Source organism: Pseudoalteromonas sp. SG44-1 (assembly GCF_014164315.1).
Taxonomy (GTDB): domain Bacteria; phylum Pseudomonadota; class Gammaproteobacteria; order Enterobacterales; family Alteromonadaceae; genus Pseudoalteromonas; species Pseudoalteromonas rhizosphaerae.
Genome location: NZ_JACJEW010000030.1, coordinates 1 through 18,441 on the forward strand (window position 1 = coordinate 1; position 18,441 = coordinate 18,441).

Here is an 18,441-nt window from a genome sequence, read left to right on the forward strand (position 1 = left end):
TCTCGCATTAGGCTCTTTACGTGATAAAGCTAAAAGTTGCTTGGATTTTTCTAAGTTCAATTTAGTAAAAGTAGATAAGTATCAGTGTGCTAATTAGATCACATAATTTGGCAGATTGGTATTAGGATGATTTTTTACGTGAATTGGTACGACTGAGTGGGTTCGAACCGCTGACCTTTGGACCGGGTGATCAAGAGTAGGTAGTGCGCTAATCAACTGAGCTAAGGTTTACGAATTGAGGATGTTAGTGATTAAGATTGGTACGACTGAGTGGATTCGAACCAGCGACCTGTGGACCGGGTGATTAAGAGTAGGTAGTGCTTTTTCTTGATATAATTTCTATTTATGAATTGGTACGACTGAGTGGATTCGAACCACCGACCCCTACCATGTCAAGGTAGTGCTCTAACCAACTGAGCTACAGTCGTACAATATATTTGAATGGGACTTTTACTTAAATTTGGTACGACCGAGTGGATTCGAACTACTGGCCTCCGGACCGGGTGATCAAGAGTGGGTAGTGCTTTTTCTTACGATAGTACTTTTATTTAAAATTTCCTTAAATTTGGTACGACCGAGTGGATTCGAACCACCGACCCCTACCATGTCAAGGTAGTGCTCTAACCAACTGAGCTACGGTCGTATCATAAATTTAAGTTGTGCTAATTGCTTAACAACGGTCGCTAATATATAGCGTGCGCTGAAGTGAATCAAGCGAGAAACGCTTTTTTTAGTTCGTTTGCCGTTTTTTTATTCATATTGGGCTGATTTCACACGTTTTATAAAATTTTTGCCACCAAATAACGTGTGTTTTGGTGGATTCTTTAAATGCTGTGAGTATATTACTTGGCTGTGCTGGGCTTAGTAATGCCGTTAGTTGCGGTTGTATTGGGCTGGAGTCTTGCCATAATGCTTGATACAACGGCATTAGGCGCTCTAAAGCACCTGATAGTTGAGCCTGATAGGGTTGTAACTGCTGCAAGTAATACTTCTTGAATACGTTGCTGAGGATCTGTGCTTGGCGTTTATTTTTTAGCGGGTTGCATAGTGTGCTTAGCTCAATATTCGCTAAAAAGTTACTAGTACTATTATTTAGCTGTGTTTGTTGGCGTACTGCGCTTATTAAAGCTTGATTGAAGTTAAACTGGCGTAATTGCGCCAGTAGCGGGTAGAGCGCTTGAGAGTCTATTTGTGCATATTGCTGCTGTATTATTTGCTGTTTTAAATTCACTAGGCTTTGCAGCGCAAGTTCGGTTTCTACAAGGCCGGCTAAGTTTGTATCAAGTGTATAGCCGGTTAGCTGCCATGTGCGTTTTAGTTCTGGGTCTTTATAAAGTAGCTGCTTGAACTGATCTAATAACTGTTGTTTTTTATTATGTAATTCGTTACTTATGGCTTGATAACTTTTTGAATCAGGTTCTAGACTATCTAAGCACTGTGGTGCAAATTGAATAAATTGAAGCTGGTATATTAACTGGCTAGCAGGAGAGGCGAGTTTTCCTAGTTGACTATTATGTTCAGCAATAAGGGTATTGAGTTTACAGTGTGAAAGTTGTGCCAGTTGCAATATGCTCAACTGTTGTGCATTTGTTGGTTTGTTGTTGCTAACAGCTGATAGCGCAACATTGGTAAGTTTTGCTGTATCAGGAGTTGGCTTATCTAACGCATTCGCGAGGCGCTGCTGATATTCTAAATACACATCAGCGGGTTTATCTGTGCATGCACAAAGTAGCAGTAAACAGCACAGTAAACTACAAAGGTAACCAAACTGCGACGTTTGGTTACCTTGTTGGTGCGATTTTTTAAGCGCTTTTAAGTGGTTCATGTTTGAATCTATTCGCGACAGTGAGCATTAATAGCACTGCGGCTACACTTAAGCCGACGATGATACCTACCCAAAAACCATGCGGGCCCATTGCTGGCACTATTAAATCGGTGCGTGCTAAAACAAAACCCAGTGAAAAACCAATCAACCAGTAAGATATAAAGGTTATATACGAAATCGGTGCTGTGTGTTTTAAACCCCTTAATATACCGTTGGCAGCTACTTGTAAGGAATCAGGTAGTTGATAAATACACGCTAGAATCATGATTGACGTTGCTAAGGCAATAACACGTGCATCATCTGTATAAAGTTGACTGATCACGTCACGGCCAAAGAAGGTTATGGCAGCAAGTATAACGGCAATGATCATGGCTAGAATATAGCTTGTTGAAATAGCCTTTTTAAGCTGCTCAAAATGATGTTGGCCGTATAAATTGCCAATCCGAATACTGATCGCAATAGATAAACTCAGCGGCATCATAAACAGCAAGGTTGTGACACTTGCAGCAATCTGATGGCCGGCTACCGCAACCGCACCTAAGTGCGCAATGAATAAAGGAATACAGGCAAATAAAGTGACTTCAAAAAATGTAGCAAGTGAGATTGGTATGCCCACCTTAGTAATTGCCCACATGGTTGGTAATTGCGGTGCTTGAAAGTTTGCTAATAATGTTTTGGCATCTACTTTTTTACTTAACTGGCAATAAATAACTTGTGCGATGGCCATGGCAGTAAATACCAATGCAGTGGCAATCCCACAGCCTGCACCACCGAGTGCGGGCATACCAAACATACCGTGAATAAACACATAGTTGGCTGGGATATTGATGGCTAAACCAATTAAGCTGATATAAAAAGCCGGCTTTGTCATCCCCATGCCTTCGGTAATATTACGATAAACACTGAACACTAAAAATCCAATAATGCCCCATTTTACAAAATGAATATAGTCATAGGCCATATTGGCGATAGCAGGGCTGGTATCGAGTTTGAGAATAATAATATCGGCAAAATAGGCAATAGATAAACCGATAACACTCAATACACCAGCTAGGTACAAGCCTTGTTGAAAGTAATGGCTGATGCCGGTTTTATCGTTAGCGCCGGAAAATTGCGCAATTATGCCAGTCAGGGCTAATAATATGCCTTGCAGAGCCAACATGGCGGGGTTCCATACGCCGGTTGCAATTGACAATGCTGCTAAATCGGTAGGACTCACTTGTCCTGCCATGATGGTGTCGACCACTGACATTAAAACTAAGGTTACTTGTGCTAAAAAAACGGGGATTGCCAGAGAAACTAACCGTTTGGCTTCCCAACTACAAAAAGTCATATCACTTACTACGTAAACTGAAGAGGCAGATAGTGTAATCGATAAAGCACAGAATCAAAAATTATAGCGATGAGTCAATGTTATTGATTACAGTAATAATAACGTGGATCGGGTAAACTAAAGCGTTAAATAATATGAATAGTATCTACTTTAGGTAATAAAAGGTGAATTGATTTATGTTTACAGGAATTGTGCAAACACAAGCGACGGTGATTTCGACTAACCAGCAGCAAGGTGTGATGCGTTTAGTGCTCGCTGTAGCAAAGCAATATGTTACAAAACTTGAGTTAGGTGCCAGCGTTGCCATTAATGGTTGCTGTTTAACGGTTGTTAAAGTAGAAAATATCTCTGATCAACCGCTTGCTCAGGTTCACTATGATGTAATTGACGAAACATTACAGTTAACTAACTTAGGAAAGCTTATTGCTGGCAGTACCGTTAACTATGAGCGCTCTATGACTTTTGGTACTGAGTTAGGTGGGCATATTGTATCTGGTCACATTCACTGCACCGCCCAGATTGAAAATATTATTCATACACAAGATAATTGTAAAATACAGTTGTGCTTACCAAGTAAATGGCAAAAGTATGTGATGTATAAAGGTTTTGTATCAGTCAATGGCGCTAGTCTCACGGTCGGTGAAACCGATGAGCAGGGCTTTTGGCTGCATTTGATCCCAGAGACATTAGCTATTACCAATATTGGTAAGGCTGTAATTGGTGATGCGCTAAATATCGAAGTTGATCAACAAACTTATACCATCATCAATACGGTCGAAAACTACTTACGGCAGCAGGCTTCGTAGTCAAATATAAATGCTAGGCTAAAATATTTGTTCGTCATCGCTGTCTATATGTAACTCTACCTTGCTGTTAGCATAGTCAATATGCATATTAAAATGGATAGGGTTACAGCATGCTGCGCAATCTTCGAAGTAATCTTGATCGCCATCACTAGCATCAAGGGTAATATGAATATGATGGCCACAATGTGGGCAGCAGATCCGTTGTGAGAGTTGGTTTTTCATAAATGATTCAACCTTACAAAGCAGAGCAATAAAAGGTAATTATTTATCGCTGCTGATAAATGGTTATGCCCCCCACAATTGAACGCTAGCGCCTGTCATTGCTGGGGTTGTTCAACATTAAGCGATACCTAAATATAGTCTGCTTTATTCATTTATGACATCTATTTGACAATAAAAACGACCTTATTTCAGTAGTAGTTCTATTTTTTGTTTAGCTTCAGTAAGATAGTGGCCGGCAAAGATATTTGCATGATTTAAAATAGGGTAAAGCTGGTAAATTAACTTACGTTGCTCATAGCCCTGTGTTAGTGGGTAATGCTTGTTATAGGCGATGTAAAAAGCGTCAGGTAAAGGAGCAAACAGCTCGCTCATGGCAATATCAACTTCCCGATCACCATAATAGCAGCTCGGATCAAATACACTCGGTACTGATTGAATAAATCCCATGTTGCCACGCCAAAAATCGCCATGCAACAATGATGGTTTTACGGTATGACCATGTAGCATGTCTTTTATCAGGGCGACAAAGTAATCTTTGTCAACGAGATCAATGCCTTTTTCATGCAGTAATTGGAGCTGCCAGCCAATGCGCTCTTCGGCAAAAAATATATTCCATTTTTTATGCCAGCGATTGGGCTGAGTTGTTGGGCCAATAAAATTATCCTGATCAAAACCAAACATGGCTTGGCGATGTTTCAGATGCAGGCTTGCAAGGTGGCTACCCATAATATGCCAGTTGGTATGAGGTTGTTGGTCAAGTTCAAGCCATTCTAAAACGATAAATGAAAACTCAATATTAGCACCTGTAGTGATACAATCTGGCACCATAAATAAGCTCTCTTTAGTGAGCAGTTGTAAATTGTGGGCTTCGTTTTCAAATCGCTCTAAGTCACTACGATGGGCTACTTTTACAAAATACTGGTGTATACCATCACTGAGTTGAAATAATTTATCGTTATTAGGGCTTTGCAGTTGGCGTTTTATAGTGTGTTTAAAGTCAAAATGCATAGCTTGGCTTATCTGTTCGTTAACCGTATTCCACATAGCATTGTTCACCTTTTATACAGATAGTTAAACTATGGCAAAAAGTAGTTAAATAAACAAACTCTTGAGAGTAAAATTAATATTTTGTAAGCGCGCGCTTAGATTTATGCAACAACCAAGTGGAGAGAATGATGAATAAAAGCCTTATTACCAATGTAATTGCCGGGATTTTAGTGGTGGCGGGTTTTCTATTTGACCAAGCAATTGTACTGTCAATCGGCTTATTTGCACTCTCAGGCGCAGTGACTAATTTACTCGCAGTGCATATGTTATTTGAAAAAGTACCTTTGTTATATGGGTCGGGCGTGATCCAGCTGAAGTTTGCAGGGTTTAAAGTGGCGATTAAAAATCTTATTTTAACCGAGTTCTTTTCAGAGCAAAAAATATCTCAATTGTTAGGCAACAAAAATATCAATGTTGATCTACAGCCAGTGATCAATGAAGTCGATTTAAATCCTGCTTTTGATAGCTTACTTGACGTTATTGAGCACTCCCAATTTGGTAGCATGTTAGCGATGTTTGGTGGTAGTGCCGCGGTTGAGCCGATGCGCGAAGCATTTATTGACAAAATGCGTGGTTCATTACTTAATATGAGCGAAACCGATGAGTTTAAAAGCTTGGTGAATGAAAAATTAACGCAATCAGGACTCGCAAGTGATTCGTTGTTTAACACGGTTTCTGGCTTAGTTGATGAGCGTTTAGACGAGCTGACACCAAAAATGGTCAAAGATATTATACAAACTATGATCCGTGAGCATTTAGGCTGGTTAGTTGTATGGGGCGGGGTATTCGGTGGTTTGTTTGGCCTGATTGCTGCAATTATATAAATTAATTTTAAGCAGGCCAACGACTCGCCTGCTTAAATTTGATATTGCTTAGCCATACTACTTAGAACCGGCAACAACCATAATTGTTTGTTGGTCTAGTTTTGCTAAATCTTGAATTGAGGTACCCGTTGTCGTTTCAAGGTTTAGATACTTTGCCGTTTTATTAAAACCGTAAGTTCCCGCAAATTTTGCGATACTCAAGTTGTTACAACGTAGTTTATTGGTTACGGTTGTTTTGCTAATACGTAAGTCTTTCATTGTTGCATTAAGTTGCAAACGTTTATTGGAGCTCACAGCCATACAAATTTGAGTGCCAGGGCTATTATCAGCTGCAACAAATTGTGCTGCTTCAGTATTGGTTGTAGTAAGTGCTGCTGAGCTTAAAAGTAACGTTGTACAAAGTGTAGTTGTTAAAGTATTCATCATCATTCTCCAGTGGTTTGGTATGTCTGCTTGTTGACGAGTTAAATATTAGCTTTATTTTTAAATAAAGCTGTAAATGAAAATCGACAAGATGTAACACCGTGTGTGGATGTGTTTTATAATAACTAACTATCTGATAGTAAATGATTTAATGTGTGTTTTTTGACATGTTTCAAACAAATTATTTTTCACTTTTTTTATTGCTTTTGGTTGTTTTTCAATCTGCTTTCATAGGTTTTACATGCTATTTACTTTAGAGTCATTGCACTTTGTTGTGCAGCATTACTGACATATTTTTCAACCCTGTTATGATCGTCTTGATTATCAAATACCTGTCTATTAGGAGACTCTGTGAGTAAAACATTGGCGAGTTATTATCAGCAAGCATACGCCTGTGAACAGCATAATTTTAACCGTTGCTTTTATTGTGGCTGTGAAGCGACTGAGCGCGATCATTGCCCGCCATTGCATATGCTACAAAGCATTATTGATTTAGGTGAAGAAGCTGAGTTTATTAGTATTCCAGCGTGCTATGAATGCTATGCAATATTGCATAACGAGCGCTTAATGACGATTGATGAACGCTTTACTAAGTTAAAAAACAAACTCGGTGCCAAATATGCTAAACCACTGCGGGTTTATAATATGTGGCATGAGAATGAACTTAGCGATATGAGTGATGAGTTTGCACATAGCATTAAAGCGGGTATGGCGTTAGGAAAAGAAGCCGCAGAGCGCTTGGCGTTTAGTGGTTTTAGTTATGCAACCGAAGAAGCCAAGGTCACAGTGCGAGAAAAAACGGCTGAGTTTGATGTCGAAGGCGCCATTTTTACTGATTTTAAAGAAGCTTTAAATTATTGTATTAGCGAATTAAAAGTACAAAAAAGTGATTTTTATAAAATTTTAGTAGAAGACTACCAAGGTGATTTTAATAAAGCCTTGAGTCAGTATCGTCATCGTCACGATAAAGTGACTGCCGCTAAAGATGGCGATTGCCTAATTAAGGATTTTTCAAAATTGCATAAACAAAATTCAGACTTCGTAACTCGAACTGTTAAGCACTTTATTAGTAAAGATCCAAGTTTGACAACAGAAGCTGCACTTGAGCAACTGTATAACAATTATATTAAGAAATAACATTCATCTTATATAAATGCAGCTCTAGCTGATTTTTTAGCTTTATGTTGTGTGTTTATATAAAGTAACAAAAAAACAACAACAGAGACTAATATGATGCAAAAATTTGCTCCTTCATTGTTGGTTGTTGCACTTGGTGTGGCGATTGCCGGCTGCCAAGACAACGGCCCACAAGACGACAAAGTAACAATCAATAAAAATCCATATCCAAGTACCTATAAGGTACTTAAATCAACCACGACGCTTATCACCAATGCAACAGTACTAACAGGTACAGGTGAGCGTTTAGAAGAAGCCGATGTATTACTTGTTGACGGAAAAGTGCAACAAGTCGGTAAAGATCTAACTGCACAAGCTGATTTGACTATTGATGCACAAGGTAAATGGGTTACACCTGGGCTTATTGATGTACATTCACATTTAGGAGCATACCCAAGCCCTTCTGTTGAATCTCATCAGGACGGCAATGAAATGACCAGCCCAAATACTGCCGAAGTGTGGGTTGAGCATTCAATTTGGCCGCAAGACCCTGGCTTTAACCGCGCGCGTGAAGGCGGTATTACCGCATTACAAATTTTACCCGGCTCAGCTAATTTATTTGGTGGTCGTGGGGTTACTTTAAAAAATGTTCCATCGCACACGATGCAGGGTATGAAGTTCCCTGACGCACCGTATGGTTTAAAAATGGCCTGTGGTGAAAACCCTAAGCGTGTTTACGGGCGTAAAGGGGTATTACCATCAACACGAATGGGCAATATGGCCGGTTATCGTGAGGCTTGGATAGGCGCCGCTGAATATAAACGCGCGTGGGATAAATACGATGCTGATTATGCAGCAGGTAAAAATCCAGAGGTGCCGCATCGTGATATTAAATACGATACATTGCGTGGTGTATTAGAAGGCGAAGTAATGATCCACAATCATTGTTACAAAGCAGAAGAAATGGCAATGATGATTGACCTTTCAAAAGAGTTTGGTTATCACGCGGGTACTTTCCATCACGGTATTGAAGCATACAAAATTGCTGATTTACTTGCAGATAACGGCTCATGTGCTGCGCTTTGGCCTGATTGGTGGGGCTTTAAAATGGAAGCTTACGACATGGTACAAGAGAACGTAGCGATTGTTGATGCGGTTAAAAATTCTTGTGCTGTTGTTCATTCAGATTCTGACACCACAATCCAGCGCTTAAACCAAGAAGCCGGCAAAGTAATGTACCGCGCCAACGACAATGGTTTTAATATCTCTGAACAGCATGCAATCAAATGGATCACTTCAAATGCTGCAAAATCGCTGGGTATAGCTGATAAAACCGGTTCACTCGAAGCTGGCAAACAGGCTGATGTGGTAATTTGGAATCAAAGTCCGTTTAGTGTTTATGCTAAAGCTGAGCAAGTATTTGTTGATGGTGCGAAAGTGTATGATCGCTACGATGATACATTCCAAGCACAAAGCGATTTTATGTTAGGTCAAAAATAAGGAGTAACTAGGATGACAAAATTAACACATTCATTTTCACTCTCGCTAGTTGCTGCTGGTTTGTTAGCAAGTACTGCGGTGAATGCCCAATCAGTCGCGATCATCAACGCCACTGTTCATACCTCAACTGAGCAAGGTATTTTACAAGGCGCTAGCATCATCATGGATGAAGGCAAAATTATTGCTATTAATCCTGCAACAGTCGAAGCTGATACGATTATTGATGCCAAAGGGCAAATTGTTACAGCTGGCTTTATTGGCAGCATGAATCAGTTAGGTCTAGTTGAAGTGGGCGCTGTTGCTGGCTCTCGCGATGCTGGCGATGATAAAGCGGGGATCGATTTTGATCCAAGCCTAGCATTTAATGCTCACTCAAGCTTGATCCCGTATGCACGTAAAGGTGGCATCACCCGTGATGTGATCACCCCTCATGGCGGAGAAAGTATTTTTGCAGGCCTTGCCAGCGTAGTTGATTTAAGCGGTGAGTTTGACAGTGTTAAGCAAACGCAAGTCGCGCTGGTAGTTAATTTAGGTGAGAAAAGCAAAGGCTCGCGCGCAATGTCGCTGAAAAACTTGATTGATAAGTTAGCAGCACATCAACAAAAAGCCAGCAAAAAAGATAAAAAAGACGATGCTGTACCAAGCACTGAAGATAAAGTGCTCGATAAAGTATTAGCGGGTGAAATGCCACTATTAGTAACGGCTTCTCGCGCCGCAGATATTATTGAGCTAATCAAAGTAAAACAACAGTTTTCACTTAATTTAGTGATTGCAGGCGCACAAGATGCCGTGGTTGTAAAAGAGCAATTAGCGCAAGCAAATGTTCCAGTCATTGTAAGTTCTATGGAGAGCTTGCCAGGCAGTTTTGATTCGCTACATGCGAGTTTAGATAATGCAGGCAAACTCGAAAAAGCAGGCGTAAAGGTGTTGTTGTCGATCGCAGGCGATGCCAGTCACAATGTTTATCAATTGCGTTTTGACGCGGGTAATGCGGTTTCTTATGGCATGACACAAGCGGGTGCATTAAAAGCGATAACAGCGAATATTGCTGATGTATTTGGAATTAATGCCGGTAGTGTGGCGGTAGGTAAAGCTGCTGACTTAGTGATGTGGAACGATGACCCATTTGATTTTACTAGTCACGTAACTAAAATGTTTATTAACGGCGAAGAAGTTTCAACTGAAGCACGCCAAGATAAACTCCGTAAGCGTTATACTACTGACTCAGATATGCCTCGCGCATATACTAAGTAACTACGTTCAGCTTAGTAACTTGAACAATTTAAAGGCTGCATTTGCGGCCTTTTTGCTTTTTGTATCAGTGAAAAATAAAACATTATTTAAAAACCACAAAAAAGGCGCTCACTTTAACAGTGAGCGCCTTTTAAATTTAAATCGATACTTATACTAGTTTAGCTAATATATCGTTAAATGTTGTGCTAGGGCGCATTGCTTTAAATGCTGCATCATCATTAGGTTGGAAATAACCACCGATGTTTACAGCTGGGCCTTGTGCATCGTTAAGTTCGTTAACGATTTGTTCTTTGTTGGTTTCTAAATCACTGGCGATTTGTGTGAACTGTGCTTTAAGTTCACTGTCATCGTTTTGCTTGGCAAGCTCTTGCGCCCAGAATAAAGATAGGAAGAAGTGAGAACCACGGTTATCAATTTCTTTCACTTTACGAGACGGTGATTTGTTTTCAGCAAGGAAAGTACCTGTTGCTTTATCAAGGGTATCAGCTAGCACTTGTGCTTTGTTGTTACCAGTATTGACAGCTAGGTGCTCAAGTGATGCCGCAAGTGCTAAAAACTCACCTAACGAATCCCAACGTAAGTGGTTTTCTTTTTCGAATTGTTGAACGTGCTTCGGTGCTGAACCACCCGCGCCAGTTTCAAATAAACCGCCGCCATTCATAAGTGGTACGATTGAAAGCATTTTTGCACTCGTACCAAGCTCAAGAATTGGGAATAAATCAGTTAGGTAATCACGTAATACGTTACCTGTTACTGAAATAGTATCTAGGCCATCTTTAATGCGTGCAAGAGAGAATAAGGTTGCTTCAAGTGGTGCAAGTATTTGAATATCAAGGCCAGATGTATCGTGGTCTGGCAAGTATGCGTTAACTTTTTTGATTAACTGTGCATCGTGTGCACGGTTTTCGTCAAGCCAGAAAATAGCAGGGTTACCGGTAGCGCGTGCACGGTTTACAGCTAATTTTACCCAATCTTGAATTGGTGCATCTTTAACTTGGCACATGCGCCATACATCGCCTTGCTCAACAGTGTGTTGTAGCAATACGTTGTCAGCACTATCAACAACACGGATCACACCATTTGCTGGTGCTTCAAATGTTTTGTCGTGTGAACCATATTCTTCAGCTTTTTGTGCCATTAGGCCAACGTTAGGAACGCTACCCATAGTGGTTGGATCAAATGCACCGTGTTCTTTACAGAAATCAATTGTTGCTTGATAAACACCAGAGTAACAACGATCAGGAATGACAAAGCTAGTATCTTGTAATTTACCTTCACTGTTCCACATTTGACCGCTTGAACGAATTGCAGCAGGCATAGACGCATCGATAATCACATCACTTGGTACGTGTAAGTTAGTGATACCACGATCAGAATCAACCATCGCAATTGCAGGGCGTGTAGCGTATACAGCGTCAATATCAGCTTCGATTTCAGCGCGTTTAGCATCGTCTAATGTTTGGATTTTAGCGTAAACATCACCAAGACCATTATTAACATCAACACCTAGCTCAGCAAATAAAGCGCCGTGCTTAGCAAAAACGTCTTTATAGAATACTTTTACCGCATGACCAAAGATGATTGGATCAGATACTTTCATCATGGTTGCTTTCATATGTAATGAAAACAGAATGCCTTTTTCTTTTGCAGCATCGATTTCAGCCGCTAAGAAAGCTTGTAGTTTCGTAATACTGATTGAAGATGCGTCAATCACTTCACCAGCAAGTAATGGCGTGCTTGCTTTAAGAACAGATACGTCGCCATTTTCAGCAACGTGCTCAATACGTACATCAGTAGCAGTATCAAGCGTTACTGATTGCTCAGAGCCAAAGAAATCGCCTTCGCTCATGCTCGCAACATTTGAAGCAGAATCTTTGCTCCATGCACCCATTGAATGTGGGTTGTTACGTGCATATTCTTTTACAGAGCCAGGAGCACGACGATCAGAGTTACCTTCACGTAATACTGGGTTTACAGCACTACCTTTGATTTTGTCGTAAGTTGCTTGAATTGCTTTTTCTTCATCTGTTTTAGGTTCAGCAGGGTAGTCTGGCAGTGCGTAACCTTTTGCTTGTAATTCTTTGATAACAGCACGTAATTGTGGAACTGATGCACTGATATTTGGTAATTTAATGATGTTTGCTTCAGGTTTTTTAGCCAGCTCGCCTAATTCAGCAAGCGCATCACCAATACGTTGTTCTTCAGTTAAATACTCAGAAAAGTTAGCAATAACACGACCTGCTAAAGAGATGTCACGTGTTTCAACTTCAACGCCTGCGGCATTAGTGTATGCTTGGATGATCGGCAGCAAAGAGTATGTTGCTAGTGCCGGAGCTTCGTCTGTTTTAGTGTAGATAATTTTTGATGTCATCATCATTCCTAGATAGTAGGCGTAAGAGCCATATTCAACAATGCAAAGAAATATCATCGCCATCATGCGTGCACGACGTGACAATGATCAGTCAGTTAGGTGTTAATACTGTTGATTAAATAATCACACCTGACGAACTGTATTTAATTTTATGTTATTTATAAACTAAGTAAATTAGCCATTAGCCTAATTATTAGTGTTTAAAGGGCCTTTTGAGGCTGCTTTTAAGCACCTAAGAGTGTAACAAGCTTGGCAACAAAGGGCTAATAACAAATATATACCCAAACCATCTCAAGATGCGAGTTTCAGTTGGAATTAAAAGCGATTTAGGCAAGACATTGATTGCAAATAATAGTGGTTCTATTGTTAAAATCAATAACGCAGTATAAATCGCTTTTAAACCAACCCGTTGGGCGTTTCACAGGCACTTACTCTCATCGTTGTTACTTCTTAAAAGGGACTGCCATTGTTGCAAAGTAACGCCTTGATATTAAGCCCCTGTGAAACGCTGGATTCTGCATCTTGAGGTGGTTTGGGTATAACATGGGGGTATTAAAAAAGAATTTCAAGAGGAAGGACAGTTTTTGTTCATTCTGTACGTTTAATTTCTAATAGATTAAAAATGCCAGCTTTGAATCTGAATGTACAATTTAGTTGGGATTAAATAAATTTAGAGGAATTAAGCGAGGATCTTTACAGGTCGCTCGCTTTAGTCGAACGTCTAAACAACTACACTAACTCTTCGTTAGGCGCTATATTAGTCGCATGCATGCCTTTAGGGCCTTGCTGCAATTCGAATGTTACATCTTGACCAGCTTTAAGTGTTTTATAACCGTCCATTACAATCGTTGAGTAATGGGCGAATATATCATTCTCGCAGCCGTCTTCTACGATGAAACCAAAACCTTTGGCATTATTGAACCATTTGACTTTACCACAAGCCATACTTCTACATCCTTCTATAAGTTGACTAATTTAGTTATTCTAAACCGTATAGTTTGATAGACTGACTAAGGTTTAATCAATCTACAACTGACTGTAGTTTATTTCGCCGATCAGTCAAGTGTTTTAAACTATTTTTTTAACATTTAATTTATTTTTTATTCAAGTTTGCTTGAGTTCCAAAGACAAGACTATATTTAATTATGAGTGGCATGAAAGATTCAGGTGTTTTAGATACGGTTCGCGATAGTGAGAAGCAAAAACTGCAACCACCGCGAAAATACAAAGTCATTTTAAATAATGATGATTACACGCCAATGGACTTTGTGATAGAAGTACTAACGACGTTTTTTAATATGGATAGCGATAGAGCAACAGATGTGATGCTGCAAGTTCATCAAAATGGTCGCGCAATTTGCGGTGTTTATACCGCAGATGTAGCGTATACCAAAGTTGAACAAGTTAACCGTTATGCACGAGATAACGAGCATCCACTGCTATGTAGTTGTGAGCAGGAATAATACCAAGGTAGGGTGATCAAAATACCCATCACAACGGTATAAAAATATTATCTCAGTAAGGGGTTGCTAATGCTAAACAAAGATTTAGAACTAACTTTAAACGCGGCGTTTCGCGAAGCGCGTACACGTCGCCATGAATTTATGACTGTAGAGCACCTATTACTTGCCCTACTTGATAATCCATCGGCTGGAGAAGCGCTACACGCCTGCGGGATTGATATGGCAGCATTAAAAGCTGAGCTATCAGAGTTTATTAATGAGACCACTCCAGTCATTCCTGACTTAGAAGAAGAACGTGAAACTCAACCAACACTTGGTTTTCAGCGGGTATTGCAACGCGCAGTATTTCATGTGCAATCATCGGGTAAAAACGAAGTAACAGGCGTCAATGTGCTGGTTGCCATTTTTTCAGAACAAGAAAGCCAAGCGGTTTACTTGCTGAAAAAAGCTGATATTTCGCGACTAGATATTGTGAACTTTATATCTCATGGTATCTCTAAAGCAGACGATGACATGGGCGGTGAAGATGCTGATGACATCCATGAAGAAGTACAAGCCGTTCAAGGCGAAGAGCCAAGTAAATTAGAAAACTTCACGTCTAATTTGAATGTACTCGCCCGTGAAGGGAATATCGACCCATTGGTGGGCCGTGATAGTGAAGTAGAACGCACGGTGCAAGTACTGTGTCGTCGTAAAAAGAATAATCCGTTATTAGTTGGCGAAGCTGGGGTAGGTAAAACCGCTATTGCTGAAGGTCTAGCGTATCGCATAGTGCATGAACAAGTACCCGAAGTGATTGCCGATGCTGTGGTGTACTCGTTAGATATGGGGGCATTACTTGCAGGTACTAAATACCGCGGTGATTTTGAAAAGCGCTTTAAAGCATTACTAAAAGAGCTTCAGGCGAAACCAGGCGCTATTTTGTTTATTGATGAGATCCATACCATAATTGGTGCCGGCGCAGCCTCTGGTGGCGTTATGGACGCATCTAACCTGCTTAAACCACTGCTTTCGAGCGGTAAGTTACGTTGTATGGGCTCAACTACCTATAATGAGTATAAAAATATCTTTGAAAAAGACCGTGCGTTAGTGCGTCGTTTTCAGAAAATTGATGTACTTGAACCAAGTGTCGCTGATACCACTAAAATACTTAATGGTTTAAAAGAACGTTACGAAGAGCATCATGGCATTCGCTATACGCAAAAAGCGTTAAAAGCGGCGGCAGAGCTCAGTGCTAAGTACATTAATGAGCGTCACTTACCTGATAAAGCCATTGATGTTATTGATGAAGCGGGTGCTAGCCAACGATTACAACCGATCTCTAAACGCAAAAAAACCATTGGTGTGGCAGATATCGAATTGATCGTGGCAAAAATGGCGCGTATTCCGCAGCAAAGTGTGTCATCAAGCGATAAAGAGACTCTTAAAAATCTTGATCGTAACTTGAAGATGTTGGTATTTGGCCAAGATCAATCAATCGATGCACTAACCTCGGCCATTCGCTTATCACGTTCAGGCTTATCAAATGAAGATAAACCAGTCGGTTCGTTCTTGTTTGCAGGACCAACGGGTGTAGGTAAAACGGAGGTAACTAAACAGCTTGCAAAATGTATGGGTGTTGAGTTTATCCGTTTTGATATGTCTGAGTATGTTGAGCGCCACGCGGTAAGCCGTTTAATTGGTGCGCCTCCAGGCTACGTTGGTTTTGAACAAGGTGGTTTGTTAACTGAGGCTGTGATTAAAAATCCACATTCGGTTGTCTTACTGGATGAGATTGAGAAAGCTCACTCAGATATTTACAATATCTTACTGCAAGTGATGGATCATGGCACGCTGACCGATAATAACGGCCGTAAAGCTGACTTTAGAAACGTTGTGGTGGTGATGACTACCAATGCGGGCGTACAAGAAACAGTACGTAAATCAATAGGCTTTACTGATCAAGATCATTCTCATGATGCGATGAGCGAAATCAATAAAGTATTTTCGCCAGAATTTAGAAACCGCCTAGATAACATCATTTGGTTTAACCACCTTGATCGTGATGTAACTTTACTGGTTGTTGATAAATTTATTGTTGAGTTACAAGCGCAGCTGGATAAAAAGTCAGTTAATCTTGAGCTTACTAATAAAGCGCGGGAATGGTTGGCAGATAAAGGCTACGATAAAGCTATGGGCGCACGTCCAATGGGCCGCGTGATCCAAGAGCAATTGAAAAAGCCGCTGGCAAACGAGATCTTATTTGGGCAACTTATCGACGGTGGCACAGTGAAAGTGTCTATCAAAGATAAAAAATTGCGTTTTGATTATGAAACGAATTTAACACCTGCATAATTACAGCGTTAAATAGAAAACAAAAAGCCCAGCAATTGCTGGGCTTTTTGTTTATTAAATGTAATTGTTAGTTTAGCTATCAATTACATTTAATAAACGCTTCAAGCTAATGTAGAAAGTAACTAAGTTACTCAGACAACTTAGCTAAAAACTTGATATTTCGTTAACGCACTAACTTAGCGAGCACGGAATACGATGCGACCTTTTGATAAATCGTATGGGGTCATTTCTACGGTAACTTTATCGCCGGTTAAAATGCGGATATAGTTTTTACGCATTTTACCTGAAATGTGAGCCACAACTACGTGACCATTTTCAAGCTCAACTCGGAACATTGTATTTGGTAAAGTATCAAGGACCGTCCCTTGCATTTCGATTACGTCTTCTTTCGCCATGTTTAGCGTAACACCTCTTTAATAGTTAAACGATGCAGATTCTGCCGAAAATACACCAATAAGTAAAGCCGCAGTAGGCATTTTTGTAAATTAAATAGCCAGCCACTGGTCTGCAACCCTATTTTGGGCAGGTAAAAATTGGGTTTTGTAACGCATTTTTGCACATTCATCAATTTGATAACCTAAATAGACAAATTCTTTATCGTATTGTTTGGCGAATTTGAGCTGCTCTAAAATCATAATTGTGCCCACACTGAAGTGCTCATAATCAGGATCAAAAAAAGTGTAAATAGCAGAAACAGCGTTGTGCATACAATCAGTTACCGCCACTGCAACCAGTTTCTCTTGGTCCCATAATTCAATAAAAGTAATTGGTAACCAGTGACAAAATATAAAGCTGTTGAACTGACTTTGTTCTGGTGGGTACATAGAACCGTCTTGGTGACGCTCGGTAATGTATTTACTGTATAACGGAAAGTATTCAGGGCGTTGTTGGTCTGAATATTTCACACTAAAGGCATTTTTTGCTTTATTAAGTTTACGTTTTTGTGATTTTGTCGGTAAAAATGCCTTAGCTAATACACGCACAGACTTACATGCGCTGCAAACAGGGCAGTGTGGTCGGTAAATTTGGTCACCACTACGGCGAAAACCGAGGGCCAGTAATTGCTCAAATTTGCCCGGGGTATAACAACTTGGATCCAAAATGACTAATAATTGCTCTTGGCGATCGGCTAGGTAGCTACAATCAAATTGTTGGCTTAAACCTAAACGAGCAGGTAAGTGTTCAGTCATAAATAGCGATAAGCTCCTGAGGTTGCCACATTGTTGTTGGAATAATAAACTCTTCTGCTTGTTTTAGTTTAGTTAAAAATTCTGAGCGCGGTAGCACTTTTTCACCTAAAGTGACTAAATAAGGATTCTCAAGCTGACAGTCAATAAAATGCGCATGGTGACGTTTCAACCAATTGACCAATGCCCACATGGCTAATTTTGAACAATTAGCTTGATGATGGAACATTGATTCGCCGCAAAATACGCCATGCTGCATAATACCGTACAAGCCACCAACAAGTTTGTCGTCTGACCAGATTTCTAAACTATGCGCTAAGCCTGCTTTATGTGCATCTTTATAAGCGTTGAGCATTTTTTTTGTGATCCAGGTGCCATCTGTTTCTAAGCGTTGTTGGCGACAGGCTTCAATCACCTGAGTAAATTCGGTATTAATAGTCACTTTAACCGGATTTTTTTTCAGATGCTTGCGTAAGCTTCGGCTAATATGAAATTCATCGAGTTCAATGATGCCGCGCATACTTGGCGACCACCACATAATTGGCTCGTATTCACTAAACCATGGAAAAATACCGTAGCGATAGGCATTTTTTAATCGCGTTACAGATAAGCATCCACCAATGGCAAGTAAACCATCTGGATCATCTAATGCATGGGTGGGATCAGGAAAAGCAAAGTGGCTTTTAGCGAGTTGATAAAGTTGTTTAGTCATAACACCGATTGAATAACTGAATGA

General features: G+C 40.2%; 17 protein-coding genes and 2 tRNA genes. 7 read left to right on the forward strand and 12 right to left on the reverse strand.

Going from position 1 to position 18,441, the window contains the following annotated elements; translation table 11 throughout:
• Positions 1-351: 351 nt before the first annotated feature.
• The 4 genes from H5187_RS14310 to H5187_RS14325 form a co-directional block, all read right to left on the reverse strand.
• Positions 352-428, reverse strand: a tRNA-Val gene (locus tag H5187_RS14310).
• Positions 429-566: 138 nt separating this feature from the next.
• Positions 567-643: transfer RNA gene (locus H5187_RS14315), tRNA-Val, on the reverse strand.
• 111 nt (positions 644-754) lie between these two features.
• Positions 755-1,825 (reverse strand): DUF3080 family protein, encoded by a 1,071-nt coding sequence (locus tag H5187_RS14320; RefSeq protein WP_182717353.1) that lies wholly within the window; start codon positions 1,823-1,825, stop codon positions 755-757.
• Complete coding sequence (locus H5187_RS14325; protein ID WP_149982349.1) at positions 1,803-3,158, reverse strand: MATE family efflux transporter; 1,356 nt, start codon at positions 3,156-3,158, stop codon at positions 1,803-1,805. Before H5187_RS14325 ends, H5187_RS14320 begins: the two co-directional genes overlap by 23 nt.
• 176 nt (positions 3,159-3,334) lie before the next feature.
• Here H5187_RS14325 and H5187_RS14330 point away from each other — a divergent pair, with 176 nt between their 5' ends.
• Complete coding sequence (locus H5187_RS14330) at positions 3,335-3,964, forward strand: riboflavin synthase subunit alpha (protein WP_182739764.1); 630 nt, start codon at positions 3,335-3,337, stop codon at positions 3,962-3,964.
• 18 nt (positions 3,965-3,982) lie between these two features.
• Here H5187_RS14330 and H5187_RS14335 read toward each other — a convergent pair whose 3' ends face one another.
• Both H5187_RS14335 and H5187_RS14340 read right to left on the reverse strand, forming a co-directional pair.
• Complete coding sequence (locus tag H5187_RS14335) at positions 3,983-4,186, reverse strand: CPXCG motif-containing cysteine-rich protein (RefSeq protein ID WP_145233067.1); 204 nt, start codon at positions 4,184-4,186, stop codon at positions 3,983-3,985.
• A 183-nt stretch (positions 4,187-4,369) separates the two neighbouring features.
• A complete protein-coding gene (locus tag H5187_RS14340) occupies positions 4,370-5,230 on the reverse strand; it encodes a fructosamine kinase family protein (protein ID WP_182739765.1) in 861 nt (286 codons plus the stop codon).
• A 131-nt stretch (positions 5,231-5,361) separates the two neighbouring features.
• Between H5187_RS14340 and H5187_RS14345 the strand changes: the two genes are divergently transcribed.
• On the forward strand, positions 5,362-6,057 hold the full coding sequence (locus H5187_RS14345; RefSeq protein WP_182717355.1) for a DUF445 domain-containing protein: 696 nt from the start codon (positions 5,362-5,364) through the stop codon (positions 6,055-6,057).
• Between the two features lie 57 nt (positions 6,058-6,114).
• Here H5187_RS14345 and H5187_RS14350 read toward each other — a convergent pair whose 3' ends face one another.
• The gene (locus H5187_RS14350; protein ID WP_182739766.1) at positions 6,115-6,480 is read right to left on the reverse strand and encodes a DUF3718 domain-containing protein; all 366 of its coding nucleotides are present in this window, start codon (positions 6,478-6,480) and stop codon (positions 6,115-6,117) included.
• A 351-nt stretch (positions 6,481-6,831) separates the two neighbouring features.
• Between H5187_RS14350 and H5187_RS14355 the strand changes: the two genes are divergently transcribed.
• From H5187_RS14355 to H5187_RS14365, 3 genes are all read left to right on the forward strand, one after another.
• Positions 6,832-7,617: a hypothetical protein gene (locus H5187_RS14355; RefSeq protein WP_145233071.1), complete on the forward strand. Its 786-nt coding sequence runs from the start codon at positions 6,832-6,834 to the stop codon at positions 7,615-7,617.
• Between the two features lie 96 nt (positions 7,618-7,713).
• The gene (locus tag H5187_RS14360) at positions 7,714-9,096 is read left to right on the forward strand and encodes an amidohydrolase (RefSeq protein ID WP_182797983.1); all 1,383 of its coding nucleotides are present in this window, start codon (positions 7,714-7,716) and stop codon (positions 9,094-9,096) included.
• Between the two features lie 12 nt (positions 9,097-9,108).
• Positions 9,109-10,350 carry an amidohydrolase family protein gene (locus tag H5187_RS14365; protein ID WP_182767554.1) on the forward strand — a complete coding sequence of 414 codons (1,242 nt, stop codon included), beginning with the start codon at positions 9,109-9,111 and terminating at the stop codon, positions 10,348-10,350.
• A gap of 148 nt (positions 10,351-10,498) precedes the next feature.
• Here H5187_RS14365 and H5187_RS14370 read toward each other — a convergent pair whose 3' ends face one another.
• Both H5187_RS14370 and cspD read right to left on the reverse strand, forming a co-directional pair.
• Positions 10,499-12,721, reverse strand: coding sequence for an NADP-dependent isocitrate dehydrogenase (locus tag H5187_RS14370; protein WP_145233392.1), 2,223 nt, complete (start codon positions 12,719-12,721; stop codon positions 10,499-10,501).
• 729 nt (positions 12,722-13,450) lie between these two features.
• Positions 13,451-13,666: a cold shock domain-containing protein CspD gene (gene cspD / locus H5187_RS14375; protein WP_054204685.1), complete on the reverse strand. Its 216-nt coding sequence runs from the start codon at positions 13,664-13,666 to the stop codon at positions 13,451-13,453.
• A gap of 209 nt (positions 13,667-13,875) precedes the next feature.
• On the opposite strand from cspD, the gene clpS reads away from it, so the two are divergent.
• Together clpS and clpA are read left to right on the forward strand one after the other, a co-directional pair.
• Positions 13,876-14,184, forward strand: coding sequence for an ATP-dependent Clp protease adapter ClpS (gene clpS / locus H5187_RS14380; protein ID WP_179959204.1), 309 nt, complete (start codon positions 13,876-13,878; stop codon positions 14,182-14,184).
• 69 nt (positions 14,185-14,253) lie between these two features.
• The gene (gene clpA, locus H5187_RS14385) at positions 14,254-16,518 is read left to right on the forward strand and encodes an ATP-dependent Clp protease ATP-binding subunit ClpA (protein ID WP_145233074.1); all 2,265 of its coding nucleotides are present in this window, start codon (positions 14,254-14,256) and stop codon (positions 16,516-16,518) included.
• Between the two features lie 176 nt (positions 16,519-16,694).
• Here the strand turns inward: clpA and infA are convergent, their stop codons facing one another.
• The 3 genes from infA to aat form a co-directional block, all read right to left on the reverse strand.
• Complete coding sequence (infA, locus tag H5187_RS14390) at positions 16,695-16,913, reverse strand: translation initiation factor IF-1 (RefSeq protein ID WP_002962494.1); 219 nt, start codon at positions 16,911-16,913, stop codon at positions 16,695-16,697.
• A 90-nt stretch (positions 16,914-17,003) separates the two neighbouring features.
• Positions 17,004-17,708, reverse strand: coding sequence for an arginyltransferase (locus tag H5187_RS14395; protein ID WP_145233075.1), 705 nt, complete (start codon positions 17,706-17,708; stop codon positions 17,004-17,006).
• On the reverse strand, positions 17,701-18,417 hold the full coding sequence (gene aat, locus H5187_RS14400) for a leucyl/phenylalanyl-tRNA--protein transferase (RefSeq protein ID WP_145233076.1): 717 nt from the start codon (positions 18,415-18,417) through the stop codon (positions 17,701-17,703). Before aat ends, H5187_RS14395 begins: the two co-directional genes overlap by 8 nt.
• Between the last annotated feature and the right edge of the window lie 24 nt (positions 18,418-18,441).

What these genes read in the sequence shown, in the direction of transcription:
- clpA (WP_145233074.1), top strand. Translation starts at nt 14,254, where the DNA reads ATGCTAAACAAAGATTTAGAACTAACTTTAAACGCGGCGTTTCGCGAA.
- infA (WP_002962494.1), bottom strand. Translation starts at nt 16,913, where the DNA reads ATGGCGAAAGAAGACGTAATCGAAATGCAAGGGACGGTCCTTGATACT.
- H5187_RS14330 (WP_182739764.1), top strand. Translation starts at nt 3,335, where the DNA reads ATGTTTACAGGAATTGTGCAAACACAAGCGACGGTGATTTCGACTAAC.
- H5187_RS14335 (WP_145233067.1), bottom strand. Translation starts at nt 4,186, where the DNA reads ATGAAAAACCAACTCTCACAACGGATCTGCTGCCCACATTGTGGCCAT.
- H5187_RS14370 (WP_145233392.1), bottom strand. Translation starts at nt 12,721, where the DNA reads ATGACATCAAAAATTATCTACACTAAAACAGACGAAGCTCCGGCACTA.
- H5187_RS14360 (WP_182797983.1), top strand. Translation starts at nt 7,714, where the DNA reads ATGCAAAAATTTGCTCCTTCATTGTTGGTTGTTGCACTTGGTGTGGCG.
- H5187_RS14325 (WP_149982349.1), bottom strand. Translation starts at nt 3,158, where the DNA reads ATGACTTTTTGTAGTTGGGAAGCCAAACGGTTAGTTTCTCTGGCAATC.
- H5187_RS14365 (WP_182767554.1), top strand. Translation starts at nt 9,109, where the DNA reads ATGACAAAATTAACACATTCATTTTCACTCTCGCTAGTTGCTGCTGGT.
- H5187_RS14350 (WP_182739766.1), bottom strand. Translation starts at nt 6,480, where the DNA reads ATGAATACTTTAACAACTACACTTTGTACAACGTTACTTTTAAGCTCA.
- cspD (WP_054204685.1), bottom strand. Translation starts at nt 13,666, where the DNA reads ATGGCTTGTGGTAAAGTCAAATGGTTCAATAATGCCAAAGGTTTTGGT.
- aat (WP_145233076.1), bottom strand. Translation starts at nt 18,417, where the DNA reads ATGACTAAACAACTTTATCAACTCGCTAAAAGCCACTTTGCTTTTCCT.
- H5187_RS14320 (WP_182717353.1), bottom strand. Translation starts at nt 1,825, where the DNA reads ATGAACCACTTAAAAGCGCTTAAAAAATCGCACCAACAAGGTAACCAA.
- H5187_RS14345 (WP_182717355.1), top strand. Translation starts at nt 5,362, where the DNA reads ATGAATAAAAGCCTTATTACCAATGTAATTGCCGGGATTTTAGTGGTG.
- H5187_RS14395 (WP_145233075.1), bottom strand. Translation starts at nt 17,708, where the DNA reads ATGACTGAACACTTACCTGCTCGTTTAGGTTTAAGCCAACAATTTGAT.
- clpS (WP_179959204.1), top strand. Translation starts at nt 13,876, where the DNA reads ATGAAAGATTCAGGTGTTTTAGATACGGTTCGCGATAGTGAGAAGCAA.
- H5187_RS14340 (WP_182739765.1), bottom strand. Translation starts at nt 5,230, where the DNA reads ATGTGGAATACGGTTAACGAACAGATAAGCCAAGCTATGCATTTTGAC.